The sequence below is a fragment of the Natronosporangium hydrolyticum genome (assembly GCF_016925615.1).
Taxonomy (GTDB): domain Bacteria; phylum Actinomycetota; class Actinomycetes; order Mycobacteriales; family Micromonosporaceae; genus Natronosporangium; species Natronosporangium hydrolyticum.
This window is the reverse complement of the sequence record NZ_CP070499.1, coordinates 1738707-1763808: the sequence shown is the minus strand read 5'-3', so window position 1 is coordinate 1763808 and position 25102 is coordinate 1738707. Positions and strand designations below refer to the sequence as shown.

Sequence of the window (25102 nt, the reverse complement as noted above, 5' to 3'; positions counted from 1 at the left end):
ATATAGTTTACGGGTTCGGTTAGCGGATTCTGCGGCTCAGGACGACGGTTGCAGCAACGCGTGCAGCCGGTCCGCCTGCGTCTCCCACCGCCACTGCCCAGCTACCCAGGTGCGCCCGGCCGCGCCGAGCGTCGCCGCCAGTTCCCGATCGCTCAACACCCGGACCAGCCGGTCCACCAGCTGGTCGAGGTCCCGTCCCGACACCACGTAGCCGGTCTCACCCTCGCGGACCGCGTCCGGCGCCCCACCCGAGTCGCCGGCGATCACCGGCAGCCCGGTCGCCGACGCCTCCAGGTAGACGATGCCCAGCCCCTCCACGTCCAACCCGGCCCGGCGGGTACGGCACGGCATTGCGTAGACATCGCCGGCGGCGTAGTGGGCGGGCAGCTCCTCGGCCGGCACCGAGCCGGTGAAGACCACCGACTCGGTCACTCCCAGGTCGCGCGCCAGCCGGGTCAACCGGGGACGGTCCGGGCCGCCCCCGACCAGCAGCAACGCCGGGTCGGGTAGCTGTTTCCGCAACCGCGGCAGGGCCCGGATCAGCATGTCCTGGCCCTTGCGTGGCACCAGCCGGGAGACGCACACCACGACCGGCCGGTCTGCCAATCCGTGCCGGCGCCGAACCGACTCCCCGTCGACCTTCGGATGGTAGACATCGGAGTCGACGCCGGGGACCAGCTGGCGCAGTTCGGTGAGGCCCGACAGCGCCCGAGCCAGCCGCACCCGGGTGTACTCCCCCAGGTAGGTCACGACGTCCTGGCCGCGGGCGAGCCGCCGCAGCACCCCGCGGGCGCCCGGCAGCGCCGCCCAGCCCACCTCGTGACCATGGGTCAGCGCCACCGCCCGCGCCACCGCCGCCTCCCGCCGCAACCGTTGCGCGAGCAGACCCAGCGGCGCGGCGGCGCCGAACCAGACCGCCCCACATCCGTACGCGCGGGCCAGCTCCACCGCCCGTCGGCCGACTCGCCGGGTGGGCAGCAGCACCGAGGTATCTTCGCGAACCACTTCGAACGGCTGGACAGCGTCGAAGGCCGCCGCGCCCCGAAACGTCGACGCGTACACCACTAGCGAATCGGGCGGTTGCCGCCGCGCCAGCTCATGCACGAACGACTGGATCCCGCCGGGCCGGGGTGGAAAGTCATTCGTCACCAGCAATGTCCGCATCCAGCCCTCCGCCTGTCGCCGCGCTCCCGGAGTCGCCGATGAGGCAGCTCGGCGACCGGGCGAGGATAGCCGACCACCGGCTCAGCGGCTGGCGAGCCGCCGCAGCAGCGCGTCGGCCGGCAGCGGGTACGCGCCGGCCCGGCGCACCCCATCGGCGACCTCCCGGTCGGAGGAGACCACCACCACCGGCCGGCCGTTCGGTTCGGCCCGGACCAGCCGGCGGATCAGCTCGTCGGCGGTCTCCCCTTTGCTGGAGAAGAGCACCCGCACCCCCCGCGGCGGCGTCGGCAGGCTCGGCAACCGGTCCGACCCGTCGAAGGCGACGGTGACCTCCGCGCCGGTCTGCGCCGCAAGGCCGGACAGACCGCGCGCCAACCGTTGCCGTTGCTGCTCCAGATCCAGCTCACCGTAGCCCCGCTTGGTGACGTTGTAGCCGTCCACCACCAGATGCACCCGCGGCAACGCCAGCAGCTGGTCGAGCCGCGCCGGGTCGTCCTCAGCCATCGCCCGGGCCGGCTGCCGGGCAGCCTGCTCGGGTCGCTGCGCGTACTGGTCAGCGACCACGTCACCCGGAAGCACCTCGGCCGGGTCGAGCGCCAACTCCCGCCGCAGGCCGACCGCCGCCTGACCGATCGTCTCCAACAACAGCCACAACCTGGCCTCGTCGTAGCTGCGGGCCTCCCGGGCGGTGCTCCGCGCCTGACCCACCGCCTGCTCGGTCTCGGCCAGCTTGGCCCGGAGCCGGCGCAGTTCCGCCTCGTGGTCGGCGGTGGCCCGGTTGGCCCGGCCCTTCTCCGTCGCGTACAGCTGCTGCGCCCGGCGTTCACTGGCCTGGGTGTCGCGCAGCTCCCGCAAGGTTGCCCGGTGCTGCTCCCGGATAGCGCCGAGTTCGTCGCGGACCCGGGTGAGCTCGGCGCGCAGCTTGTCGACCTCTACCCGGGCCACAGTGCGGTCGTGCTCGGCCTGTGCGGCCCGGGCCTCTGCCTGATGCACCTGGTCTGCGACGGCGAGCCGGTCGGCCTCCGCGCTGAGCGCTCGTTCTGCCGCCTCGATCAGCTCCCGCCAGCCGGCGGGGCGCAGCAGATATGCCAACGCTGCCACCTCGACCGGGTCCGCCGCCGCTGGGCTACTGCCCTGGGCGACAGCCGTCCCCAACTCCCCCGCCTCCGAACCGGCCTGCGCGGCGACCCGCTGCCGGAAGAGGACATCGGTAGTCAGTTGCGCCGCGATCATTGCGCCACCGAGCCGGGCTCGGCGGTGGGGAGCGAACTTGGCCACCTTCCGCAGCGGCGGCGGCAGCTCGTCGACCGGCACCTCGCTCATCGCCGCCGCGACCAGCGTCACCACCCGGGTCCGGACCGGCTCCGGCAGCATCGGCTCGGGAGAATCAACCGCCTCATCCCGACTCAGGGGGCTATCATGATTATCAGGGCTTATGTCGGATTTGCCGCTCACGCCGGGCAGCCCGCCGCCGGAGACCGCCGACTCATCGGCGTTCCCCACTCCGGAGCCGGACTCGCCGACCGGCGGCTGTGCGGACATGTCTCAAGTCTCCCATTAATCAGGCGCGGTGACCCGCCCGATCAACGGCCGATCTCACCCACCGCCCGTCCCCCGGCCACCCCGGGCAATTGGCCTACGCTGACCGGATGCGCCCGACGGGCCCGCTGGCCACCATCCGTAATCGCGCCGCCGCCGTGGCGTACCCAGTCTTCTACCGACTACCCCGCGGCCTGCGCCGATGGCTGGTCCGACGCGTCGCCCCGACCTACACGGTGGGCGCGGTGGTGCTCCTCTACGACATCGACCAGGCCGGCGACCGGACCGGCCAACTCTTGCTGCTGCGGCAGCCCGGCAATCGGGGCTGGAGTCTGCCCGCCGGACTGCTGGATCGAGGCGAACGCCCGATCGACGGCGCAGCCCGCGAGCTCGCGGAGGAGACCGGCGTCGAACTCACCACCGGGCAGCTCACCCCGGCCACCCCCAACGCGGTCATCCACCACCACGGCAGGTGGGTCGACGTGGTCTTCGAAGCACAGGCCCCGGCGACCGAGACGACGCTGCGAGTCGACGGCGCCGAGGTCCACGACGCCGCCTGGCACCCGCTCGCCGACCTGCCGCCGCTGTCCCGGGCGACCGCACGACTGCTCGCCCACTACGGCATCAGCTCCCCACACACCCCGCTCGACCCGCAGCCCACCAGCGGCCAGCCCGACCAGCCCGGCCCGGCATGACCGAGCTCTGCGCCATCCTGCTCGCCGCCGGCTACGGCACCCGGCTCCGGCCGCTCACCGACCAACTGCCCAAGCCGTTGTGCCCGGTCGGCAACCAACCGATCCTCGGGCGCAGCCTCAACCTGGTCGAGAAGCTGGGCCTACGCGGCCCGACCACGGTCGCGGTCAACACCTGCTGGCTCGGTGACCAGGTAGCGCGATATCTCGCCGGCCGGGCCCACCTCTCCCCCGAGGACCCGCCCCCGCTCGGCACCTCCGGCGCCGTGGCGAAGCTGCGCGAGTGGACCGACGGCCGGGCGGTGCTGGTCGGCAACACCGACGCGTACCTCGCCGGCGTCGGGCTGGACCCGCTAATCGCCGGCTGGGACGGGCAGACGGTGCGGCTGCTGGGGGTGCCCGCCGCGCCGGGCGCGGACGCCTTCGGGCGACACCAGTTCGCCGGCTTCTCGCTGCTGCCGGCCAGCTGGGTCGCCCGACTCCCGACCACCCGCGCCGAACTGGTCCACACGGTATGGCGGCCGGCCGAGGCCGCGGGTGCGCTGGAGGTCATCGAATACCCGGGCTACTTCCAAGACACCGGCACCCCGGCGGACTACCTCGCCGCCAACCGCCACGCCGCCGCGACCGATCCCCGGCGGGACACGCGCGGCAACCTGATCGCGCCCGGGGCCGTGATCACCGGCGAGTGCCACGACTCGGTGATCGGCGCCAGCGCGAAGGTCTTCGGCCGGTTGACCCGGTCGGTGGTCTGGCCGGGTGGCTTTGTCGGCCCAGCGGAGCACCTGATCGACGCCGTCCGCGCCGGACCCGACCTCACCGTCGGCACCGGGTAGCCCCTGCCATGATCAAGTGCCCTGGAGCTGGACGACACGCTGCGTGTCCTACAGCTCCAGGGCACTTGATCTTCGACGCCACAAGCCGCTACAAGTGGCGGCCCCACCAATCGAGGATCGCCTCGAACCGGGCGAGCCGGTGCTTCGGCCGGCCGGTCCGGGACATCTCATGACCCTCGCCTGGGAAGAGCAACATCTCCACCGGCACCCCGCGACGCTTCAACGCCACATAGAGCCGCTGAGCCTGCTCGATCGGGCAGCGCCAGTCCTGTTCCGAATGGATGATCAACATCGGCAGGTCGATCTGGTCGGCGTAGGTCAGCGGACTCTGCGCCTGCTGCTGCGCCAACTCCGGCCCGTAGAGCGAATCAGCGAAGAACCAGCCGATATCTGACGAGCCGGTGAAGCTGTCGATCGCGTTCACCGCCCGCTCGCTGATCGCCGCCCGGAACCGGTCGCCGTGGCGCGCCGCCAACCAGGTGGTCATGAAACCACCGTGGGAGCCCCCCATCACCCCGACCCGACCCGGGTCGAGCGAGTCGTCCTCGGCGAGCGCGGCGTCGAGCAACGCCAGCAGATCGGTCGCCGACACCTCCCCCACGTTGCCCAGCACCGCCTGCCCGTGCGCCTCGCCGTAGCCGGCAGAACCCCGCGGATTACCCATCACCACCGCGTACCCGGCGTTCGCATACACCTGGGCTTCATCGAACAGCTGCCACCCGTACTGGAAGAACGGCCCACCGTGGATCAGCAGCAGCACCGGATGCGGGCCCGCGCCGTCGGGTCGCAGCACCCAGCCGTGCACAGGATAGCCATCCGGTGCCGCGGCGTTGAGCTCCACCATCGGCCGCACCGGGACCGCACCGTCCTCATTGAACGCCGTCAACGTCTTCAACGCGCCGCCCTGCACCACCGCCAGCTCCCCCGGATTCGCCGGCTCGGTGACGCTCACCACCGTGGTCCCCGCCGCGTGCGCCACCCCGATCACCTGCCGCTCGCCGTCGACCAGCACTGCCGGTTCACCGCCCTGAAACCCGAAGCGCAGCAGCCGGATCGCCCCACGGTGCTCCTCGGTGAAGAGCACCCCCTCCGGGGTAGTGGTGATCATGCCGGCTGGCCGGGCCAGGTTGTGCCACTCCTGATCGCTGAGCTGCCGCGGGGCCTGGTCGCCAGCGACCGGCACCGCCCACAGGCCGACGTGGCGCGAGACCACTGATCGCTCCGGCTCCGGGACCGCGGTGAAGTAGACGCTCTCACCGTCCGGGCCGAACCGCGGACTACCGGCCGCGAAGCCGCCGTCGGTCAACCCGCGCAACTCGGTGCCGTCCGGTCGGCAGACCCAGATATCCGACCGGAGATCGTCGCCGGCGGTCTCGTGCCGGGCGGCGGCGAAGGTCAGCAGCTCGCCGGTGGGGCTCCAGTCCGCTCCGGTGTGGTCGGCGTCACCGTCGGTAACCTGCACCGGCGGCCCGCCGGTGACCTCAACCACAAACACGTGGTTGCGCCGGTCGGTGAGGAACCCGAGGTCATCCATGCGGTACCGCAGCGTGGTGATCCGCCGGGGCGGCTCGGCCGCCGGCGACACCTGCTCATCGGTGCCGTACCGGCCGGGCTCGGGAACCCGGGCAGAGTAGGCGAGTCGGGTGCTGTCCGGGCTCCAGACCGGCCCGCTCACCCCCAGCGGGTGCTCGGTGACCCGTCGCGGCTCACCGCCGTCGACCGGCAACAGCCACAGCTGCGGCTTCCCCGCCGGGCCGGCCTGATCCCGCTCGGCGCGCAGGTACGCCAACCATCGGCCATCCGGCGACCAGACCGGCTCCGTGTCCCGGCCCCCGTAGGTGAGCTGACGGGCCGGGGCGGAACCATCGGTCGGCACCAGCCATAGGTAGGAGACGTACTCGTCGGCGTCCAGATCCGGATACCGGACGGCGACGGCGGCGAATCGGCCGTCGGGGCTCAGCGTGGGTCTGCCGGGCGCCCGCAGCGCGGAGATGTCCGAGGGTTTCATGTTCGGCACTCTACCGGTGGTGCGCCGCCGCAAGGGTTACCTGCCGGTAGCTACGATACTCGGATGACCGTCGCATATGAACAACGGTGGATCGCCCGAGGTAGCGAATGGCTCGGGCTGCAGTGGTACCCGCCACCAGCCGACCCGCAAGCGCCGATCGTGCTGATCCTGCCCGCGATGGGAGTTCCGGCCGGTTTCTACCGGCCCTTCGCCACCATGCTGCAGACCGCCGGGCTGGCGGTGGTGGTCGCCGACCACCGGGGCACCGGCGCCAGCACCCCCCGGGCGTCCCGGCGCTCCAGCTACGGGTACGCCGAGTTGGTCGACGACGTCGCCCAGGTACGCGCGACGGTAGCGACCGAGCAACCAAACCGGCCGCTGGTGCTGCTCGGGCACTCACTCGGCGGCCAGGCCGCGGTGCTCCACCTGGCGGCCGCCCACACCGCCGGCGCCGCCGACGAAGTAGCCGGACTGGCGCTAGTCGGCTCCGGCCTGCCGTACTGGCGGCTCTACCCGTGGTGGCGACTCGGGCTGCTCGGGTTCACCCAGGGCATCCACGCCACCAGCACGCTGCTGCGGGTGTGGCCCGGTTGGGGATTCGGCGGTCGCCAAGCCCGCGGGGTGATGCGCGACTGGGCCCACACCGCCCGGGTCGGCCGATTCCCGGAACTCGCCGGCATCGACCACGCCAGCGGCCTGCCGAAGCTGCAACTGCCGGTGCTCGCGGTCAGCCTAGAACGCGACACCTACGTACCCGCGTTCGCAATGGACCACCTGCTCAAACAGCTGCCAGCCGCCCCGGTAGAACGGGTCCACCTGACCGGTCCAGCGGATCACTTCAGCTGGGCCCGCAAACCCGAACCGGTCGCCACCGAGGTGGCCAGGTTCGTCGCGCAGCTGCCCTAGCGGGCTACCCGCGCCGTGCCGGCTAGGCGGTGGCGACGGCGAGCCAGCGCGCCAGCACCTCGGCGGCGGCGCCCGAATCGAGCGCCTCGGTGGCCCGCTCCAGACCCGCCCGTAGCGCCTTCGTCAGGTCGCCGGTCAGGTCCGCGCCCTCGGCCACCGCGACCGCGGCCCCCGCGTTGATCAACACCGCGTCCCGCACCGGTCCCGGCTCCCCCGCGAGCAGCCGGCGGGTCACGTCGGCGTTGTAAGCGGGGTCACCACCCCGCAGATCGCCATCGCCGCACCGGGCCAACCCCAGGTCGGCCGCGTCCACCACGGTCGCCTGCACCACCCCGCCGGCGGCGACCCACACCCGCGTCGGGCCGGCGGTCGAAAGCTCATCCAGCCCGTCCTCGCCGCGCATCACCAACGCGGTCTGCCCCCGGTCGGCGAAGACCTGGGCCATCACCGGCGCCATCCGGGCGTCGGCGCACCCGATCGCGCACGCCCGTGGCTGCGCCGGATTCGTCAACGGACCGAGCACATTAAACGCGGTAGGCACCCCGAGCTCCCGGCGCGGCCCGCCAGCATGACGCATGCCAGGATGGAACCGGGGTGCGAAGCAGAAACCGATGCCAGCCTCGGTGACACACCTGGCCACCTGCTCGGGGCCGAGGTCGAGCGGCAACCCCAACGCCTCCAACAGATCGGCGGCGCCACACGACGACGAAGCAGCCCGGTTGCCGTGCTTCACCACCGGCACCCCGGCCGCCGCCACCACCAACGCGGCCATAGTAGAGATGTTCACCGTATGCGCCCGGTCGCCGCCGGTGCCCACCACGTCGACCGCCCGGGCGCGCAGCTGCTCCGGCAGCTCCACCCGAACCGCGTGCGTGAGCATCGCCTCCACCAGGCCGGCGATCTCCGCGGGCGTCTCCCGCTTGGCGCGCAGCGCGGTGACGAAACCCGCGATCTGCGCACCGGTAGCGGCGCCCGACATGATCTCGCCCATCGCCCAGGCGGTGTCCCCGGTAGACAGTTCGTCGCCGCGCAGCAGCGCGGCGAGCAGATCGGGCCAGGTCCGGTCGACCATGGCGGCCTCCGCGATCTCGAAGCTGGGAGGAAGAAAGGCCTAGCGGGTCGGCGCGGTCTGGGTGGCGCGCTGCAGCAAGGCGGCGATGGTCTGCCCGGTGGTGACCGGATCAAGCGGATGCACCAGGGTGGCGTCGGCCTGGCTGTACGCCGCGAGCCACCGGTCGGCGGCGCGAGCGATCACGACACAGATCAGCGGGCAGTCGTCCAGCTCATCACGCAACTGGCGGGCGATCGCCATCCCCCCGGCCGGCTGCGCCTCCCCGTCGAGCAGGAGCAGATCAACCTCGTACGTCTCGACCAGCGACACGCACTCTACATAGTTACTGGCCTCAACGAACTGCAACTGCAGGTCCGGGGCCGGCCGGCTCCCGACCGACAACCGCATCCGCTCACGGATCTCCGGCCGGTCGCTGTAGAGCAGCACCGTCTGGGTAGCAGTCACAGCTCACTCCTCGCGTTACCGGTGTCACCTGGTTCGCGACTGCGGGGCTCGCTTCGCTCACTCCTCGCGCCACTGGCGTTACCTGGTTCGCGACTGCGGGGCTCGCTTCGCTCACTCCTCGCGCTCACGGCGCCATCCTAGCGCCTGTCTCCGGAGCCGGCGGCGGGGCGCCTCGAGCTGCGGCCGCCGCCTCCTGCCGGTCGAGTTCCCGGTCGATCCGCTGCGCCTCCCGCTCCGAGGCCCGGATCCACTGCACCACCATCAACGCCAGCACCGAGACGGTGATGATCTCGCCACCCGCCCACAGAATGCCACCGGCGAGATGCTGGTCAGCGGCCGGATCGGCCCAGTACAACCCGAGCGTCGGGTACCAGTCGCCGCCGAGAAGCCGCTCGCTCTGCATGATGGTCAGCCCCAGCACAGTGTGGAACGGCACCATCAGCAGCAGCAACAGGACCCGCCCCGGGTACGGCCACCGGCCGGGCAGCGGATCCAACCCGATCAGCGGCCAGAAGAACAGGCACCCGGCGATCAAGAAGTGAAGGTGCACGAGTTCATGCACCAGGACACTCTCCAGGCTCAGCCGGTAGAGATCGGTGAAGTAGAGCACGAACGGGCTCGCGACGAAGATCGCGAACGCCACCATCGGAAACGACAACACCTTGATCGGGCGCGAGTGGACCACCGTCAGCAACACCCGTCGAGCGCGGCGGGGCAGCGTCCGCAGCGCGAGGGTCACCGGCGCACCCAACGCCAGGAAGATCGGGGCCACCATCGACAGCACCATGTGCTGCACCATGTGCGCGGAGACCAGCGACGTGTCGTACGCCGCCAGCCCGCTGATGGTGGCTGCCGCGATGCCGCCCAGGCCCGGACCGAGGAAGGCCACCGTCCGTTGCATCGGCCACGGGTCACCTCGATGCCGCAGCCGCCACACCCCGTACAGGTACGCCGCCGCGGCCACCAGCAGCACCACCGTGAACCAGTTCAGCAGCTTGGCCTCGGTGAGCAGGGCGGCGGGCGTCAGCGGCGGAGGCGTCCCGTCGGCAGGGTGCGCGAGCAGATCGATCTCCACATCCGCAGGTTAGGTCATACGCTGCGGGAGGGCGTAAGAGCCCACCCCGGCGTCGACCGACACACCGTAGTAGCGATAATGAGCCAGTGACTGCGGCCCCAGCGCTTTCCCAGAGCCAGGTCCACTCGCTCAACCGACCGAACATCACCAGCGTCGGCGTGATCGTGTGGCTAGCCAGCGAACTGATGTTCTTCGCCGGCCTGTTCGCGATGTTCTTCTCCATCCGAGCAGCCGCGCCGGAGTTGTGGGCGGCGAACCATCCCAACCTGAATGTCTGGTTCGCGCTTCCGTTCACCACAGTTCTGCTGCTGTCCTCGATCACCTGCCAGATCGGGGTGTTCCGGGCTGAACGAGGCGACGTGCACGGACTCCGACGGTGGTTCGCGCTCACGTTCGTGATGGGCACCATCTTCGTGGTGGGCCAGCTGATCGAGTACGTCGAGCTGTCGAACAACTACGGCATCCGGATCGACAGCGACGGCTTCGGTTCGATGTTCTACCTGACCACCGGTTTCCACCTGCTACACGTGGTCGGTGGCCTGCTCGCATTCCTGATCTACCTGGCGCGTACGTCGTTGGGGCGGTTCACCCCGGCCCAGGCGACGTCAGCGATCGTGATCTCGTACTACTGGCACTTCGTGGACGCGGTCTGGATCGTCCTGTTCGCGATGATCTTCTTCCTTCCCTGATCGGAAAGGCTGGCGATGACCTCTGAGACCCCCGGCCGCAGAGCGCGACTCGCGCGGATGTGGCGCACGGTGCTCACGAGCCGGGCAACCCGCTCGCGCCCGGGTCGCGGGCAACGGCGGCTCGGCGCCTCGGTGAAGTTGGTAGGCGCGCTGCTGCTCGCCGGCTTCGCCTACACCGCGTTCGCGCCCGGAGTGGCGGCCCAGGAACAACCCCTGTCCCCGACCGCCGCCGAGGGCAAAGAGCTGTATGACAACAACTGCATCAGCTGCCACGGCCGCAACGCCCAGGGCGTCGACGAGCGCGGCCCCAGCCTGATCGGAGTGGGTTCGGCCGCGGTCGAGTTCCAGGTCGAGACCGGCCGGATGCCGATGTCCCGGCAGGAGGCCCAGGCACAGCCGAAGCCGCCGTACTGGAGCGGCGAGGAGCTGGAGCAGAACATCGCCGCGCTCTCGGCCTACATCCAGGAACTCGGCGGTGGCCCGGAGGTCCCGCAGAACCTCGGCGCGGTGCTCGACGACGGCGACTCGGCCGTCGGCGGCGAGCTTTACCGGATCAACTGCTCGTCGTGCCACGCCTACTCTGGCGGCGGTGGTCCGCTCAGCAGCGGCGCGTTCGCGCCCAGCATAATGGAGGCCACCGACCGGCAGATCTACGCGGCGATGCTCTCCGGCCCCCAGAACATGCCAGTCTTCGGTGACAACCAACTCACCCCCGAAGAGAAGGCCGATATCATTGCCTTCATCCGGGTACTCCAGGACGACGGCGACCCGGGCGGGGTGTTCAACCTGGGTCGGTTCGGGCCCTCCACCGAAGGCGTGGCCGTCTTCCTGGTCGGCATCGTGGCGCTCGTGTTCGCCACCCTTTGGATTGCAGGCAAGTCATGACCGTCCCGACCCAGCAGCCCACCAGACCGGAGAATGAGCCCGGCACCGAGGTGACCTCCGCCGCCCCGGCCGAGTCCCGCGAGGTCGACATTCACGACCCGCGGCTGACCAGGTTCGACCTGGTCCGGGAAGGCGCCCGCCGCGACGGCGTCGAAATCATGCTGTACGAGCCACGGTTCGAGCCCGGCTCCCGGGCCGAACGCCGGGTGGTTCGGGTCATCGCCATGCTCTTCTTGCTCGCGGGGGCGGCGGCGACCGCCTTCATGGTCGCGTACATTGCCTGGCCCTGGCAGTACGAAGCCGGCGCGGACGCGCTCAGCAAGTTCTACACCCCGGTGCTCGGGGTAACCCTCGCCATCGCCCTGTTCTGCGTCGGCGCCGGCATCGTCGCCTGGACGAAGAAGCTCCTCCCCCACGAGGTGTCGATCGAGCAACGCCACGACGGTCCGTCCGAGAGCGACGACCAGACCCTGATGGGGGCCACCCTCGGCGGCGCGTTGGAAGAGAGCGGGCTCACCCGCCGCCCGCTACTCAAGGGGGCGCTCGCGCTCGGACTGGCCCCGTTCGCGGTGGTAGCGGCGGCGCCGATCGTCGGTGGCCTGATCCGGGATCCGCACGACAGCCCGCACGGCCTGCCGCTCTCGCCGCAGGACTACACCGGCTTCACTCCGCTACTCAACAACGACCAGCCGGTCCGGCTGGTGCGGGAGGACGGCACGCCGATCCGCCCCGCCGACGTGAGCGTCGCCGGTCAGCTGACGGTCTTCCCCGGCGTGCCGGGCGGAGCCACCAACGAGTTCGCCGACTCCCCCACCCTGCTGATCCACCTGCGGGAAGAGGACGCCGAACTGCTCCGCGACAACCTGTACGAGATGAACGACGGCAGCATGGTCGGCAACTTCGTGGCCTACTCGAAGATCTGCACCCACGCCGGCTGCCCACCGAGCCTGTTCGAGCAGCAGACCAACCTGCTGCTCTGCCCTTGCCACCAGTCGCAGTTCCTGATCACCGACAACGCCCGTCCGGTGTTCGGTCCCGCCGCGCGGTCGCTGCCGATGCTGCCGCTGGCGTTGGACGCCGAGGGTTACTTCGTGGCGGCATCCGACTACAAGGTCCCGGTCGGACCTTCGTTCTGGGAGCTCTAACGAGATGACGACGACAGTCAAGCCCAGCGCACTGACCCGGCGGAAGCAACAGCTCAAGGAGCTACCGGCCAACGCCGGCAAGGGGGCGGACGAGCGGCTCCAGGTGGCGGGCCTGCGGGGCCTGTTCAACAAGGTCTTCCCGGACCATTGGTCGTTCCTGATCGGTGAGATCGCCCTCTGGTCGTTCGTCATCCTGATCCTCACCGGGACCTTCCTGACTCTGTTCTTCGACCCGTCGATGGAGCACATCGTCTACGAGGGCAGCTATCCGGCGTTGCGGGGCGTGGAGATGTCCGCCGCCTACGCGTCGACCCTGCACATCTCGTTCGACGTACGCGGCGGGTTGTTCGTCCGGCAGATGCACCACTGGGCGGCGCTGCTGTTCATCGCCTCGATCGTGGTGCACCTGCTGCGGGTCTTCTTCACCGGCGCGTTCCGGAAGCCGCGTGAGATCAACTGGGTAGTCGGGGTGCTGCTCTTCTGGCTGGCCTTCCTGCTCGGGTTCACCGGCTACTCGCTGCCGGACGACGCGCTCTCCGGCACCGGCCTCCGGATCGCCCACGCGATCATGCTGGCGATCCCGGTGATCGGTACCTGGGTGGCCAGTTCGCTCTTTGACGGGCCCTTCCCCGGCGAGATCATCATCGCCCGGGTCTACATCGCCCACGTGTTCATCCTGCCGCTGATCACCTTGGGGCTGATCGTGGTGCACCTGGGCATCATGTTCAAACAGAAGCACACCCAGTGGCCCGGCCCCGGTCGGACCAACAAGAACGTCGTCGGTGAACGCTTCTTCCCGCGGTATGCGTTGAAGCAGGGCGCCTTCTTCTTCATCGTCTTCGCAGTTATCGCGGCGATGGGCGGAATCTTCCAGATCAACCCGGTCTGGATGTTCGGTCCATACAAGGCAGCGGTGGTCTCGGTCGCCAGCCAACCGGACTGGTACGTGATGTTCCTGGAAGGGTCGACCCGACTCTTCCCCGCCTGGGAGATCAGATTCCCGCTCTTCGGTGAGACGTTCACCCTGCCGTCGCTGTTCTGGCCGGCGGTGGTCCTCCCCGGCATCCTGGTCTTCCTGATGGTCGCCTACCCCTGGTTGGAGGCCAGAGTCCGCAAGGACAAGGAGATCCACAACCTGCTCCAGCGGCCCCGCGACGTCCCGGTCCGCACCGGCCTCGGCGCGATGGCGATCACCTTCTTCATCGTGCTAACCATCTCCGGCGCCAACGACGTGGTCGCCCACGCCTTCGACATCAGCTTGAACGCGATGACCTGGGCCGGCCGGATCGGCCTGATCATGCTGCCACCGCTGGCGTACTGGGTGACCCACCGGATCTGCCTGGGGCTCCAGCAACACGACCGGGAGGTGCTCGCCCACGGGGTCGAGACCGGCATCATCCGGCGGCTGCCCGACGGCCGGTTCGTCGAGGTACACCAGCCGCTCGGGCCGACCGACGAGCACGGCCACGGCACGCTCGAGTACACCGGCTGGGTGGTGCCCAAGCGGATGAACCGGCTCGGTGCCCTCCCGCCGGGGGTGCGCGGGTTCTTCGTCCCGGTCGAGGAGGCCGCCCCGCCCGGGACCCCGGGCAAGCCGCTGGGCGTCGGGCAGCGACCCAACGGTGGCCCCAACGGTGGCCCGGACGGTCACGGCGATGGCGCCGCTCACCCGGACGGTCAGGACGAGGCGGCCGGTGACGGCCACCGGGACCGCGAGGAGCAGCCGAAGGCCGAGGTGGAGGCGGGCACCGCCGGCTCCACCGGCACCGCCGGCCCGGCCGAGACACCGGGTACCCCGGGCCGGGGAGCCTGACCACAGATTCCAACTGAAACCGGCCCGGTCTCCCTGCGGGAGACCGGGCCGGTTTCAGTTCCGCTCCCCGGCTGCGCCGCCCGGCGGCGGCCCGGGGTCAGCGCACCGACGGGGTCACGAACGGCGGCTTGACCACCCGCATCGGCAGCGACCGGCCGCGGACATCCACGGTCACCTCGTCGCCCTCGCCCAAGCCAGCGGCGGTGTCCAACAGTGCGAGCGCGATCCCGAGCTGCCGGGTGGGTGAGTAGGTGCCGCTGGTGACCTCGCCTACCTGCGCTTCACCGACGAGCACCCGCATCTGCGGCCGGGGCACCCCGCGGCCGGTCGCCTCCAGGCCCCACAGCCGCCGCCGCGGGCCGGCCGCCCGCTCCGCCCGCAGCGCCTCATGCCCCCAGAAACTCGGCTTCGACCAGCCGACCAGCCAGCCGCTGCGGCCCTGCACCGAGGTGATCGAGGGAGACAGATCCTGGCCGTGCAGCGGGTAGCCCATCTCGGTGCGCAGCGTGTCCCGCGCCCCCAACCCGCAGGGGCGGAGCGAGTACGGCTCACCCGCGGCGAACAGGGCGTCCCACACTCGGGCGGCGTCACCGGCCGGCACCACCACCTCGTACCCGTGCTCACCGGTGTAGCCGGTGCGGCAGACCACCACTTCACCACCGCCGTACGGGGCCTGGACGAAGCTCATGAAGTCGTGATCGGCGGGCAGGCCAACGGCGTCCAGGACCCGCTCGGACGCCGGCCCCTGCACCGCCAGCACCGCCCAGTCGGCGTGCTCTTCGGCGACCGTGACACCGGCCGGGGCGGCCGCCGCCAGCCGGCGCACCACCTCGTCGGTGTTGGCGGCGTTGGGGATCAGGAAGATCTCCTCGTCGCTCATCCGGTAGGCGATCATGTCGTCGATCACGCCCCCGGTCGCCTCGTCACAGCAGTGGGTGAGCTGCGCCTGCCCGGCTTGAATCCGGTCCAGGTCGTTGGTGAGGCACGTGTTGACGAACTCGACCGCCCCGGGCCCGGTGATCCGGGCCTTGCCGAGGTGGGAGACGTCGAAGATGCCCACCGACTCGCGGACCGCGCCGTGCTCGGCCTTCACGCCGCCGCCGGCGTACTCCAGCGGCATCTCCCACCCGGCGAAGTTGGCGAACTTGGCCCCCAGCGCGACGTGGCGGTCGTGCAGCGGGGATCGCAGGGGTGCGGAGCCACCACCGGAGGGGTGGTCGAGCGAACCGGTGTCGGTCGTGTCGGCGGCGCCAGCGCCTGATGCCATGGGTCGGACCTCCTGGCTGGAGAAGCGTGACTACGATCGGCGCCGTGACTTTACCTCGCCCGACGCCGCCATATCCGCTCCCCCGGCTGAGCCTCTTCGACACCGACCCCGCCGAGTACGCCGTGGACGCGGTCGTCATCGGCCTGCACCGGCGGGACGACGACCCCGCTGCCGACCCCATTGACCTGCTGGTCAGCGGCGGCGGCGAGAGCATCGTCGCCGCCTTCGACGGCCAACTCGTCACGGCGCTGCGAACACTCGGCGCCACCGGCAAGGCCGGGGAGGTGATCAAACTCGCTACGCTCGGTACGATCACCGCTCCGCTGGTGGTCGCGGTCGGGTTGGGGCCGGAGCCGGCCGGCGCGCTGCCGCCACCGGAGGTGCTGCGTCGCGGGGTCGGCGCCGCGCTCCGGTCGGTGGCCGGGCACCGCAGCGTGGCGCTGGCGATGCCGGTCTCCGACGACGACACGCTACCGGCGACCGTGCGCACCCTCGCTGAAGGCGCCTTGCTCGGCGGCTACCGGTTCGACCGGTACCGGACCACCCCCTCCCGGCAACGGCCGGTGGGCTCGGTGGCGATCCACGTACCCGACGCCCGCGACCGGGCGGTCCGCGCCGCGCTGAAGCAGACCCCGGTGACCGCCGGGGCGGTCGTCCGGGCCCGGGACTGGGTCAACACCGCACCGAACGAACTCCGGCCGCCGGACTTCGCCGACCAGGTCGCGCAGGCCGCGACCGAGGCCGGGCTGACCGCCACCGTGCTCGATGAGAAGGCGCTCCGCAAGGGCGGATACGGCGGCATCCTGGCGGTCGGTCAGGGCTCGCAGGCGCCACCGCGGCTGGTGCGCCTCGACTACGTCCCGAAGGGCACCCCACGGGCGAAGGTCGCGCTGGTCGGCAAGGGCATCACCTTCGACACCGGCGGGGTCTCGATCAAACCCGCGCAGGGCATGTGGGAGATGAAGTCGGACATGGCCGGCGCCGCCGCCGTCGCCGCCACCATGCTGGCGGTCGCCGAACACGCCCCGCAGCTGGCCGTCACCGGCTGGCTTCCGCTCGCCGAGAACATGCCCTCGGGCAGCGCCTACCGGCCGGGTGACGTGCTCACCATGTACAACAGCACAAAGGTGGAGGTGCTCAACACCGACGCCGAGGGCCGGCTGATCCTGGCCGACGCGATCGCCCGGGCCTGCGAGGAGGAGCCGGACTACCTGTTGGAGACCTCCACTCTCACCGGGGGCCAGATCATCTCGCTGGGCCGCCGGGTGGCCGGCGTAATGGGCAGCACGGAGTTGTGCGAGCAGGTCCGGCGAGCCGGCGAGGCGGTCGGGGAGCCCGCATGGCCGATGCCGCTGCCGGACGACGTCCGGCAAGGGCTTGAGTCGGCGGTCGCGGACATCAGCCACGTCAACACCGGGCTGGAGCGGGTCGGCACCATGCTGCAGGGAGGGATCTTCCTCTCGGAGTTCGTCACCGACCCGGTCCAGTGGGCGCACATCGACATCGCCGGCCCCGCCTACCACGCCGGTGAGGCGTACGGCTACATCACGACCGGCGGCACCGGGGTGCCGGTGCGGACGCTGCTGCATCTGCTCGACGAGCTGGCCAGCGGCGACCAGGCCTAACCGCCCCACCCACCAGCCCCGCCCCGCGCCTGGCCCGTCCCGCTCAGCCCGTCCCGCTCAGCCCGTCCCGCTCTTGGTTGGGCAGGGAGGGATCTTGCGTACGGGAATGTCCGACTTTTCCGTACGCAAGATCCCTCCCCAGCCAACCAAGGCGCGGCCGGCGGGTGAGCGCGGCCGGCGGGTGGGGGCGGCCGGCGGGTGGGGGCAGGCCGGCGGGTGGGTGGGGGCGGGGCAGGGCGGTGGGCCGCGGGTCAGTTGGGTTCGCGCTGGGTCTGTTGCTCGCGGGCGGCGCGCTTGCGCCGTTCGTTGTAGTCCCGCATCCGCTGCGGGTACCCGACCAGGGCCACGTCGTAGATCGGAATCGCCAGCTTGTGCGCGAACCGGCGCGCCCCCTCCGGCCCGGTCACCCGCCGGCGGGTCCATTCACCGTCGTGCGCGATCAGCAGCACGGTCGTCTCCGTCACCGCGGTCCGGGGCTCGATGAACGCCTCCACGCCCTGGCGGGTCTGGACAAACTCGGTCAGATGCTGCGCGTCCAGCTCATTCGCTGGGCGGTCCCCCGGCGAGCCTCCGGTGTCCGCGCGCCCCTTTTTCCGTCGCCGAAACCAGGCCACCGGGCATCTCCTCCACGGGCGAGAATCTGTTGCCGCCAGGGTACGTCGAAACCACAAAGTTTGCTTACGTGCCTGTTGTGACCGGGCGCCCAGAGTGTGTACCTGGCGTCGCCCCGCGGGTAGGCAGGTGACAAGATGACCCCCATGGGGACCCCCGGCGTGTTGGGAGATGGGTGTGAGTGACGAATTCGACGTAGTGGTCCTTGGCGGCGGTCCCGGCGGGTATGCGACCGCCCTGCGCGCCGCCCAGCTGGACCTGTCGGTCGCGATGGTCGAGAAGGACAAGGTGGGGGGCACCTGCCTGCACCGTGGCTGCATCCCGACCAAGGCGTTGCTGCACGCCGGGGAGGTCGCTGACGCCACCCGCGAGTCCAGCCAGTTCGGGATCCAGGCGGAGCTGACCGGCGTGGACATGACCGCGGTGAACTCCTACAAGGACGGCGTCATCACCAAGGGCTACCGGGGCCTGCAGGGCTTGCTCAAGGCCGCCAAACGCGTCACCACCGTCGAAGGCGCCGGCCGGCTCGTGGGCCCGAACACGGTCGAGGTGGCGGGGCGCCGGCTCACCGGGCGCCACGTCGTCCTCGCCACCGGCTCCTACTCGCGTACGCTGCCGGGGCTTGAGCCGGACGGCGAGCGGGTGCTCACTAGCGAGCATGCGCTCGCGCTGGACCGGGTCCCGGCCTCGGTAATCGTGCTCGGCGGCGGCATCATCGGCTGTGAGTTCGCCAGCGTTTGGCGCTCGCTCGGCGCCGAGGTGACCATCCTGGAGGCGTTGCCGCGACTGCTCCCCACCGAGGATGAAGACAGCTCCAAGCAGGTGCAGCGGGCGTTCCGCCGCCGCGGCATCAACTTCAAGCCGGACCGGCCCTTCGAGAAGCTCGAGCACACCGACTCCGGGGTCCGGGTAACGGTGGCCGGCGGCGAGACTCTCGAGGCGGAGCTGCTACTGGTCGCGGTCGGCCGTGGCCCGGTCACCGACGGGCTCGGCTACGACGAGCAGGGCATCACGATGGAGCGCGGCTTCGTGCGCACCGACGAGCGGTTGCGCACCAACCTGCCGAACGTCTACGCGGTCGGTGACATCGTGCCCGGTCCGCAGTTGGCACACCGGGGCTTCCAGCAAGGTGTCTTCGTGGCCGAGGAGATCGCCGGCCGGAACCCGGCAGTGATCGACGAGGACGGCATCCCGCGGATCACCTACTGCGAGCCGGAGGTCGCCTCGGTGGGGCTCAGCGAGGCCGCCGCGAAGGAGCGCCACGGCGCCGATCAGATCACGACCTACACCTACAACCTGGGCGGCAACCTCAAGAGTTCGATCTTGAAGACCCAGGGCTTCGTGAAGCTGGTGCGGCTCGCCGATGGGCCGGTGGTCGGGCTACACATGGTAGGCAGCCGGGTCAGTGAGCTGGTCAGCGAGGCCCAGCTCATCTACAACTGGGAGGCGTTCCCGCAGGATGTAGCGCAGCTGGTGCACGCGCACCCCACCCAGAGCGAAGCGCTCGGTGAGGCGCACCTGGCGTTGGCCGGCAAGCCGCTGCACGTCCACGACTGACCGCTCCCCCACACTGAGACCGCAATTGTAAGGAGAATCCCGAATGCCGGAGTCGGTCAAGATGCCCGCCCTGGGGGAGAGCGTCACCGAAGGCACTGTCACCCGTTGGCTCAAGAACGAAGGCGACCGGGTCGAGGCCGACGAGCCGCTGCTCGAGGTCTCCACCGACAAGGTCGACACCGAGATCCCCTCCCCCGCGGCCGGGGTGGTCTCGCAGATCCTGGTCCCGGTCGACGAGGTCGCCGAGGTCGGCGCCGAGTTGGCGATCATCAACGGGGAGGGTGACGGCGGAGCCCAGGGTGGCCAGGCCCAGCCAGCGGCCGAGGCGCCCGCTGAAGCGCCGGCCGCGGAGCCGGCTCCGGCCGAGACCGGTGGAGCGCCCGCCGCCAGCGGCACCGACGCCTCACCCGCCGGCCAGGCCGCCGCGGCGGCGAAGGAGGCCGCCGCGACCACCGACGCGGGGACCGAGGTCAAGCTCCCCGCGCTGGGCGAGAGCGTCACCGAAGGCACGATTACCCGCTGGCTCAAGAACGAAGGCGACCAGGTCGAGGCCGACGAGCCGCTGCTGGAGATCTCCACCGACAAGGTCGACACCGAGATCCCCTCCCCCGCCGCCGGGATCCTGCAGGAGATCCGGATCGGCGAGGACCAGGTGGCGGAGGTCGGCAGCGTACTCGCGGTGATCGGCGGCGACGCCGGGGGCCGCGCCGAAGCTCCCGCAGCCCAGGCCGAGCCCGCCAGTCAGCCCGCCGCCGAGGCAGCACCGGCCCCCGAGCCGGCCCCGGCACAGCCTGCCCAGCCGCAGCCGTCCGCGGCCCAGCCGGCCCCGGCCCAGCCTGCTCCCGCGCAGCCGGCTCCCGCGCAGCGGCAGACCGCCCCCGCGGGCGACGGGGCGACCCCGGCGGGTGAGGGCGGCGGCTACGTCACCCCACTGGTGCGCAAGCTCGCTGGCGAGCATGGCGTCGACCTCAACACCGTCTCCGGGACCGGGGTCGGCGGCCGGATCCGCAAGCAGGATGTGCTGGCCGCGGCCGAGGCGAAGCGCGCCGAGCAGCAACCAGCGCAAGCGGCTTCGGCCGCGGCGCCATCGACCGCCGCCGAGACCTCCCCGCAGCCCAAGCCGGAGCCCAGCCCGCTGCGGGGCCGCACCGAGAAGCTGTCCCGGATGCGGGCGCTGATCGCCCGGCGGATGGTCGAGTCGCTGCAGGTCTCCGCCCAGCTCACCACCGTGGTCGAGGTCGATGTCACCCGGATCTCCCGGCTCCGGGAGCGGGCGAAGCAGAGCTTCCAGAGCACCCACGGGGTCAAGCTCACGTTCCTGCCCTTCTTCGCGCTGGCGGTCGTGGAGGCGTTGCGGGTACACCCCAATGTGAACGCCTCGATCGACCTGGAGGCCGGCACCGTCACCTACCACGACGCCGAGCACCTGGGGCTCGCGGTCGACACGGAGCGCGGGCTCATCGTTCCGGTGATCCGCGACGCCGGGGACCTCAGCCTCGCCGGGCTCGCCCGGCGGATCGCCGACGTGGCCGGCCGGACCCGTGACAACAAGGTCAACCCGGATGAGCTCTCCGGCGGCACCTTCACGATCACCAACACCGGCAGCCGGGGCGCCTTGATCGACACCCCGATCATCAACCAGCCGCAGGTCGCGATCCTCGGCACCGGCACCGTCAACAAGCGGGCGGTGGTGGTGGACGACCCCAACCTGGGCGAGATCATCATCCCGCGGTCGATGATCTACCTGTCGCTCTCGTACGACCACCGGCTGGTCGACGGTGCCGACGCGGCCCGGTTCCTGACCACCCTGAAAGACCGACTCGAAGCCGGCAACTTCGAATCCGAACTCGGCCTGGCCTGACCGGCGGTGGGGTGACCAGGGGCTCCCGGGTCACCCCACCGCCGGCCGCCGCACCGGGCCGTCCCGGGAGGCTCCGGTGAGCGAGACGGCGTCACCTCCGCGGCGGTTGCCGCTCCCGACCGGTTACCGGTTCGCCGCCACCGTCGGTCAGCTCAGCCTCGGCCGCCACGACCCCTGTGCCCGGTTCGTCGACGGCGACTACTACTGGGCCACCCGTACCCCGGCCGGGCCGGCCACGCTGGTCCTGCGCCGGGAAGCAGACACGCTCCTCGCGACCGGGTTCGGTCCCGGTGCCGACTGGGTGCTCGCCCAGGCCGATGCGGTGGCCGGCCTCCGCGACGATCTCACCGGTTTCGCCGAGTGCGCCGCCTCCCATCCGGTGGTGGCTCGGTTGGCCCGTAGCCACGGCGGGGTTCGGCTGCCCACGACCCGATCGTTGTTTCCCCGGCTGCTCCGGGCCATCTTCGAACAGAAGGTGACCGGCATCGAAGCGTACCGGGCGTATGCGGCGACCGTGCGCCACTTCCGGCAACCGGCGCCCGGACCGCTCGGTGGCCGACTGTTGCTGCCTCCCACTCCGGAAGCGGTCGCCGCGACTCCATACTGGACTTTCCACCCGTTCGGTGTCGAACAACGCCGCGCGGAGACGCTCCGCCGGGCGGCTGCGAGCGCGGCTCGATTGGTGCGCTGCCGCGACTCGACGGAGGCGACCGCCCGGCTCACCGCTATCGCCGGGATCGGCCCGTGGACGGCGGCCGAGGTGGTCCGCACCGTCTTCGGCGATCCGGACGCGGTAAGCGTCGGCGACTACCACATTCCCAACACCGTTGCCTGGGCGCTGGCCGGCGAGGCCCGCGGCGACGACGCCCGCATGCTGGAGCTACTCGCGCCGTTCCGGGGCCACCGGGGTCGGGTGTGCACACTGCTGGCAGCGGCCGGGGTCGCCGCCCCCCGGTTCGGCCCCCGCGCGCCGCTTCGCTCATTCGCGAGTTACTGAATCCCGACTGATCCGAGCCGGCCCCCGGGCCGTACTACCTGGCAGCCGCCCCTGCGGGGGCGGTTGAACATGTTTACGGAGTAACCCGGCACGGGAGGAGACGGACAATGGTGTTGCCAGCACAACGTTCCGGACCTCTCGACGTGGCCCCGCGCAACCGCCATGATGGTCCCGTGGTTCGACGACCGGCTCACCGAAAGGCCGCCCCGCCGTCCCCGGCTAGCCACCGGGAGGACGCTCTGGTGCGGACACTCTACGATCAACACGCCGCTCCGCTGCTCGCCTTCGTGCTGCGGCTGACCGGGGGCGACCGGCAGCGCGCCGAGGACATCGTCCAGGAGACGCTGATGCGCGCCTGGCGAAACGCGCACAAGCTGCGCGCCCAGGGGCAGACCTCGATCCGCCCCTGGTTGGTCACGGTGGCGCGACGGATCGCGATCGACAACCATCGGAGCCATAAGGCTCGCCCACCGGAGACCTACGATCAAGAGCTGGATGGGTTCGCCGTCGCCGACGAGACCGACCACGTACTCCGGTCGATGACCGTGACCGAGGCGCTCCGCAGTCTCAGCTACGCCCACCGTGAGATTCTGCTGGAGACCTACTTTCGTGGCCGCACGGTGCCCGAGGCCGCCGATGTCCTGGGGCTGCCGCTGGGCACCGCGAAGTCCCGCGTCTACTACGCCCTACGCGCGCTGCGGCAGGCGTTGGAGCAGCGAGGAGTGACCGGCTGATGGCGAACCATCTGCGGCCGGAGCCGCCGGAGGCGGTGCACTGGGATGTCGCCGCGTATGCCTTAGGGGTGCTCGACCCGGCCGAGATTGAAGGCTGCGAGCGGCATCTGGCGGAGTGCCCGAGCTGCGCGGTCGAGCTCGAGCAGCTGCTGCCAGTCAGCTCGCTGCTCGCCGATGTCGATCCGATCTCGTTGCGGGAGCTGGACGATCCGGCGCTGCTGGACCGGTTGACCGAGTCGGTGCACGCCGACCGGCGCCGCTCTCATCGGCGGCGACGGCTGGTCTCGGCGGTGGCCGTCGCCGCGGCGGTGGCGCTGGCGGGCTTCTCGCTCTTCGCGGGCGTCAACTGGCTCGGCCCCGAGGGCGGTGCGCCGGTCGCTGGCCAGACCCAGGCTCCGTCGATATCTGGCGAGCGGGAACACTTCACCGCGGCCGATCCTGACTCCGGGGTCTCGGCCGAGGTGGTGCTGACCAGCCGCGATTGGGGCACCCACGTCGCTTTTGAGTTGTCGGCGTTGACCGGCCCGCTCGAGTGTCAGCTGCTGCTGGTCTACCGTGACGGCACCTCGGAGCCGGTGGGTAGCTGGCGGGTGCCGGTCGATGGCTACGGGACGGCGCAGCAGCCGCGTCCGCTGGAGCTGGAGGCGGCGGTCTCGGCCGACCGGGACCAGTTGACCGAACTGCGGGTCACCACGCACGCGCCGGACGGCGACACCGGCACATTGATCACAGTCCCGCTGTGAGCTGATTCATAGTCAAGCCGCTAGTGCGGGGCCGTACTACTCCCGTACTGTATCGATCTAGAGCCACTAGATCGATACAGAAGCGAGCACTGCCATGAAGGTGACCCTGCAGTCGGTAGCCGACGCGGTCGGCGTATCCCGCAGCACCGTCTCCAACGCCTACAGCCGGCCCGACCAGCTCTCACCCGAACTCCGGGAACGAATCCTGAGCACCGCCCGACAGCTCGGGTACGCCGGCCCGCACCCGACCGCCCGATCGCTGCGACGCGGCCGGGTCGGTGCGATCGGCGTGCTCTTCACCGATGTCCTCTCCTACGCCTTTACCGACCCGTACGCGGTGCAGTTCCTCCGGGGCCTCGCCGAGACCGCCGAGCAGCACGACACCGGCCTACTCCTGGTCCCACTGTCACTTGACGGCGGCGTCGACTCCGCCCGCGCCGTACAGGACGCGGCGGTGGACGGATTCTGCGTCTACTGCCTTCCCGACTGGCACCCGGCCAGGTCGGCGCTGGCGGGCCGGCAGCTCCCCACCGTCACCACGGACCTTCCCCGAGAGGTGACGCCGCAGTCGGCGTTCGTGCGCGTGGACGAAGCGGCCGCCACCCGCTCCGCCGGCGAGCTGCTGACCCAGCTCGGCCACCGACGAGTCGGAATCATCGTCGACTGGTGCCGCCCCCAAGCCCTCACCAAGCCCACCCCGTTGTCCTTCACCGACCCCGCAGAACTCGCGGCAATCGATGAATACGAAACCCGGGAACGGCTACGTGGCTACTACGAGGCGCTGAACGAGGCGGGTATCACCCTGCCGGAGTTGATGATTGTCAACGCCACCGGCAACTCTCGGGAAGCTGGCGAGGCCGCCGCAGGTCAGCTGCTCGACCGGCGGGACCGGCCCACTGCGGTGGTGGCGCTGACCGACCTGCTGGCCCTCGGTGTGCTCGATGCGATGACGATTCGCGGGCTCTGGCCGGGCCGCGACGTCTCGGTCATCGGCTATGACGACCTGCCGGAGGCCGAGGTCGGCGGGGTCACCACGATCCGCCAGGACCCACTTGTCCGGGGCCGGCTCGCCGGCCGGCTGTTGCTCGACCCGCCGGACGACCCCGCCGACCGACAACTAACTCTGCCCACCGAGCTGGTGGTCCGCGCGACGACCGGCCCAGCGCTCGCAGGAGACGACCGATGACCGACCCGATCAGCGCCGGCCTAGCGGTCCGCGCCACCGGCCGACTGGCCAACTCTGCCCGCCCCGACGCCCCGATCGTCGACGACCTGCTGGCCGCCGACTCGCCCGCCGCCGACCCCCCGCCACACCCGGCCCGCCGCGCTGTCCCTCGCCGGCCCGCCCGCCGGCAGGCGCTTCGCCGCTACGCCGCCAGCGGCCTGCGGCGCCTCGCCGACCGATTGGAGCCGGCCCTCCGCTGAGGCAGAGTGGGCC

22 protein-coding genes and 1 pseudogene are annotated in these 25102 nt (G+C 71.0%); 15 read left to right on the top strand and 8 right to left on the bottom strand.

Annotated features, from left to right (window positions below; all coding sequences use genetic code 11):
* Nucleotides 1-36 precede the first annotated feature (36 nt).
* Together JQS43_RS07940 and JQS43_RS07935 are read right to left on the bottom strand one after the other, a co-directional pair.
* On the bottom strand, nt 37-1164 hold the full coding sequence (locus JQS43_RS07940) for a glycosyltransferase family 4 protein (protein WP_239678413.1): 1128 nt from the start codon (nt 1162-1164) through the stop codon (nt 37-39).
* Between the two features lie 81 nt (nt 1165-1245).
* A complete protein-coding gene (locus tag JQS43_RS07935) occupies nt 1246-2538 on the bottom strand; it encodes an NYN domain-containing protein (RefSeq protein ID WP_239679356.1) in 1293 nt (430 codons plus the stop codon).
* Between the two features lie 275 nt (nt 2539-2813).
* Between JQS43_RS07935 and JQS43_RS07930 the strand changes: the two genes are divergently transcribed.
* Both JQS43_RS07930 and JQS43_RS07925 read left to right on the top strand, forming a co-directional pair.
* Nucleotides 2814-3398, top strand: a complete 585-nt coding sequence (locus JQS43_RS07930) for an NUDIX hydrolase (RefSeq protein WP_239678412.1) — start codon at nt 2814-2816, stop codon at nt 3396-3398.
* Entirely contained in the window at nt 3395-4231 is an 837-nt protein-coding gene (locus tag JQS43_RS07925) for a nucleotidyltransferase family protein (protein WP_239678411.1), read from the top strand. The genes JQS43_RS07930 and JQS43_RS07925 overlap by 4 nt, the downstream gene beginning before the upstream one ends.
* Nucleotides 4232-4319: 88 nt before the next feature.
* Here the strand turns inward: JQS43_RS07925 and JQS43_RS07920 are convergent, their stop codons facing one another.
* Nucleotides 4320-6239 carry a S9 family peptidase gene (locus JQS43_RS07920; protein WP_239678410.1) on the bottom strand — a complete coding sequence of 640 codons (1920 nt, stop codon included), beginning with the start codon at nt 6237-6239 and terminating at the stop codon, nt 4320-4322.
* Nucleotides 6240-6302: 63 nt separating this feature from the next.
* On the opposite strand from JQS43_RS07920, the gene JQS43_RS07915 reads away from it, so the two are divergent.
* Nucleotides 6303-7145, top strand: coding sequence for an alpha/beta hydrolase family protein (locus JQS43_RS07915; protein ID WP_239678409.1), 843 nt, complete (start codon nt 6303-6305; stop codon nt 7143-7145).
* A 22-nt stretch (nt 7146-7167) separates the two neighbouring features.
* On the opposite strand, the gene trpD is transcribed toward JQS43_RS07915, so the two are convergent.
* The 3 genes from trpD to JQS43_RS07900 form a co-directional block, all read right to left on the bottom strand.
* Complete coding sequence (gene trpD, locus JQS43_RS07910) at nt 7168-8217, bottom strand: anthranilate phosphoribosyltransferase (RefSeq protein ID WP_239678408.1); 1050 nt, start codon at nt 8215-8217, stop codon at nt 7168-7170.
* 39 nt (nt 8218-8256) lie between these two features.
* Complete coding sequence (locus JQS43_RS07905; RefSeq protein WP_239679355.1) at nt 8257-8604, bottom strand: response regulator transcription factor; 348 nt, start codon at nt 8602-8604, stop codon at nt 8257-8259.
* A 181-nt stretch (nt 8605-8785) separates the two neighbouring features.
* Nucleotides 8786-9736: a cytochrome c oxidase assembly protein gene (locus tag JQS43_RS07900; RefSeq protein WP_239678407.1), complete on the bottom strand. Its 951-nt coding sequence runs from the start codon at nt 9734-9736 to the stop codon at nt 8786-8788.
* A gap of 86 nt (nt 9737-9822) precedes the next feature.
* On the opposite strand from JQS43_RS07900, the gene ctaE reads away from it, so the two are divergent.
* The 4 genes and pseudogenes from ctaE to qcrB form a co-directional block, all read left to right on the top strand.
* The gene (gene ctaE / locus JQS43_RS07895; protein ID WP_239678406.1) at nt 9823-10425 is read left to right on the top strand and encodes an aa3-type cytochrome oxidase subunit III; all 603 of its coding nucleotides are present in this window, start codon (nt 9823-9825) and stop codon (nt 10423-10425) included.
* 15 nt (nt 10426-10440) lie between these two features.
* The gene (gene qcrC / locus JQS43_RS07890; RefSeq protein ID WP_239678405.1) at nt 10441-11310 is read left to right on the top strand and encodes a cytochrome bc1 complex diheme cytochrome c subunit; all 870 of its coding nucleotides are present in this window, start codon (nt 10441-10443) and stop codon (nt 11308-11310) included.
* Nucleotides 11307-12455 carry a cytochrome bc1 complex Rieske iron-sulfur subunit gene (qcrA, locus tag JQS43_RS07885; protein WP_239678404.1) on the top strand — a complete coding sequence of 383 codons (1149 nt, stop codon included), beginning with the start codon at nt 11307-11309 and terminating at the stop codon, nt 12453-12455. Before qcrC ends, qcrA begins: the two co-directional genes overlap by 4 nt.
* A gap of 31 nt (nt 12456-12486) precedes the next feature.
* Nucleotides 12487-14052: pseudogene (gene qcrB / locus JQS43_RS07880) on the top strand (cytochrome bc1 complex cytochrome b subunit); the annotation flags it as partial.
* Nucleotides 14053-14365: 313 nt separating this feature from the next.
* On the opposite strand, the gene gcvT reads toward qcrB, so the two are convergent.
* On the bottom strand, nt 14366-15535 hold the full coding sequence (gene gcvT, locus JQS43_RS07875; protein WP_239678403.1) for a glycine cleavage system aminomethyltransferase GcvT: 1170 nt from the start codon (nt 15533-15535) through the stop codon (nt 14366-14368).
* 44 nt (nt 15536-15579) lie between these two features.
* Between gcvT and JQS43_RS07870 the strand changes: the two genes are divergently transcribed.
* Complete coding sequence (locus JQS43_RS07870; RefSeq protein ID WP_239678402.1) at nt 15580-17160, top strand: leucyl aminopeptidase; 1581 nt, start codon at nt 15580-15582, stop codon at nt 17158-17160.
* A 251-nt stretch (nt 17161-17411) separates the two neighbouring features.
* Here JQS43_RS07870 and JQS43_RS07865 read toward each other — a convergent pair whose 3' ends face one another.
* Complete coding sequence (locus JQS43_RS07865; RefSeq protein WP_420847662.1) at nt 17412-17774, bottom strand: hypothetical protein; 363 nt, start codon at nt 17772-17774, stop codon at nt 17412-17414.
* 169 nt (nt 17775-17943) lie between these two features.
* Here JQS43_RS07865 and lpdA point away from each other — a divergent pair, with 169 nt between their 5' ends.
* The 7 genes from lpdA to JQS43_RS07830 all read left to right on the top strand — a co-directional run bounded on the left by lpdA (nt 17944) and on the right by JQS43_RS07830 (nt 25089).
* Nucleotides 17944-19329 carry a dihydrolipoyl dehydrogenase gene (lpdA, locus tag JQS43_RS07860; protein WP_239678401.1) on the top strand — a complete coding sequence of 462 codons (1386 nt, stop codon included), beginning with the start codon at nt 17944-17946 and terminating at the stop codon, nt 19327-19329.
* A gap of 43 nt (nt 19330-19372) precedes the next feature.
* Nucleotides 19373-21190, top strand: a complete 1818-nt coding sequence (sucB, locus tag JQS43_RS07855) for a 2-oxoglutarate dehydrogenase, E2 component, dihydrolipoamide succinyltransferase (protein WP_239678400.1) — start codon at nt 19373-19375, stop codon at nt 21188-21190.
* A 76-nt stretch (nt 21191-21266) separates the two neighbouring features.
* Nucleotides 21267-22187 (top strand): DNA-3-methyladenine glycosylase family protein, encoded by a 921-nt coding sequence (locus tag JQS43_RS07850; protein WP_239678399.1) that lies wholly within the window; start codon nt 21267-21269, stop codon nt 22185-22187.
* 107 nt (nt 22188-22294) lie between these two features.
* On the top strand, nt 22295-22921 hold the full coding sequence (locus JQS43_RS07845) for a sigma-70 family RNA polymerase sigma factor (RefSeq protein ID WP_420847661.1): 627 nt from the start codon (nt 22295-22297) through the stop codon (nt 22919-22921).
* Entirely contained in the window at nt 22921-23664 is a 744-nt protein-coding gene (locus tag JQS43_RS07840) for an anti-sigma factor family protein (protein WP_239678397.1), read from the top strand. Before JQS43_RS07845 ends, JQS43_RS07840 begins: the two co-directional genes overlap by 1 nt.
* A 94-nt stretch (nt 23665-23758) precedes the next feature.
* Nucleotides 23759-24850 (top strand): LacI family DNA-binding transcriptional regulator, encoded by a 1092-nt coding sequence (locus JQS43_RS07835; protein WP_239678396.1) that lies wholly within the window; start codon nt 23759-23761, stop codon nt 24848-24850.
* Nucleotides 24847-25089 carry a hypothetical protein gene (locus tag JQS43_RS07830; protein ID WP_239678395.1) on the top strand — a complete coding sequence of 81 codons (243 nt, stop codon included), beginning with the start codon at nt 24847-24849 and terminating at the stop codon, nt 25087-25089. The genes JQS43_RS07835 and JQS43_RS07830 overlap by 4 nt, the downstream gene beginning before the upstream one ends.
* The last annotated feature ends 13 nt before the right edge of the window (nt 25090-25102 follow it).